1 protein-coding gene is annotated in these 1257 nt (G+C 69.4%); it reads left to right on the top strand.

What is annotated here, in order from left to right; genetic code table 11:
- A partial coding sequence (locus JK363_RS41245) for an IS701 family transposase (RefSeq protein WP_372444961.1) occupies positions 1-1210 on the top strand: 1210 nt, incomplete at its 5' end.
- Positions 1211-1257 lie beyond the last annotated feature (47 nt).

Below are 1257 nucleotides of genomic sequence, written 5' to 3'. Positions count from 1 at the left end.
GAGGGCTGGGGAGCTTGCGGCATGTCGGGTCCGGTTGGAGGAGTTCGCGTCCGATGTGTTCGCGCCGTTGGTGCGGCGGGATCAGCGTGAGAAGGGCTCGCTGTATGTGCGGGGGCTCTTGCTGGACGGTCGGCGCAAGTCGATGCAGCCGATGGCCGAGCGCCTGGGCATCGATCACCAGCAACTTCAGCAGTTCATGACGTCCTCGACCTGGCCCGTCGAGGACGTCCGTGCCCGGCTGGCGTGGCGGGCCGTGGCCGCGGTCCGCCCGCAGGTGTGGGTGGTGGACGACACCGGCTTCCCCAAGGACGGCATCTCCTCGCCCGGGGTGGCCCGCCAGTACTCGGGCACCCTGGGAAAGGTCGGCAACTGCCAGATCGGCGTCAGTGTCCACGCTGCCTCCGACACCGCCTCGTGCCCGCTGTCGTGGCGGCTGTTCCTGCCCAGCAGCTGGGACAACACCCCTGAGGCTGCCGCACGTCGCAAGAGCTGCCGGATTCCCGATACCGAGCACCACCGCCCCAAGTGGCAGCTCGCTATGGAGATGCTCGACGAACTCGACCGGATCTGCCTGCGGCCCGCCGTACTGGTCGCGGATACCGGTTACGGCGCGAACGCCGGCTTCCGTCACGGTCTGGAAGACCGCCACCTGGCCTACGTCCTGCAGGTCAAGGGGGAGATGACCGCCCATGGCGAGGAGGCCGTGCCGCATGAGCCCGCCTACGGCGGACTCGGCCCCAGGCCCCTGCCGCGCTACCGGACCCGCCCGCGGTCCTTACGGGAACATGTGATGGACGCTGGTCGCGGCCGAGGACGGACCCTGGCTTGGCGCAAGGGCTCGAAGGGGGCGATGAGCTCGCACTTCGTGCTCCTGCGGGTCCGCCTCGCCGGCCGCCGCCCGAAGCCCGCCGCGGACGGGACGATCCCGCTGGTCTGGCTGATCGCCCAATGGCCCGAAGGCGAGGCGGAGCCGGTGAAGTACTGGATCTCGAACCTGCCCGCCGACATTCCCGCCAAGGATCTCGTCCGTCTGGCGAAGACCCGTTGGCGGATCGAGCATGACTACCGCGAGCTGAAGACAGCTCTGGGGCTGGACCACTTCGAGGGCCGCTCGTTCACCGGCTGGCACCGGCACGTCACCCTCGTCACCGCAGCCCACCTGTTCCTGACCGAGCAGCGGACCTGCCCAAAAGCCCCTGCCAGGGCCTGACCCTCTACCAGGCCCTGGGCCTCCTCCAGCACCTCATCGCCACCTGG

Origin of the sequence: Streptomyces coffeae (genome assembly GCF_016741875.1) — a bacterium.
GTDB classification, from domain to species: domain Bacteria; phylum Actinomycetota; class Actinomycetes; order Streptomycetales; family Streptomycetaceae; genus Streptomyces; species Streptomyces coffeae.
Note: the sequence above shows the minus strand (reverse complement) of the source record. Positions and strands in the feature narration are given on the sequence as shown.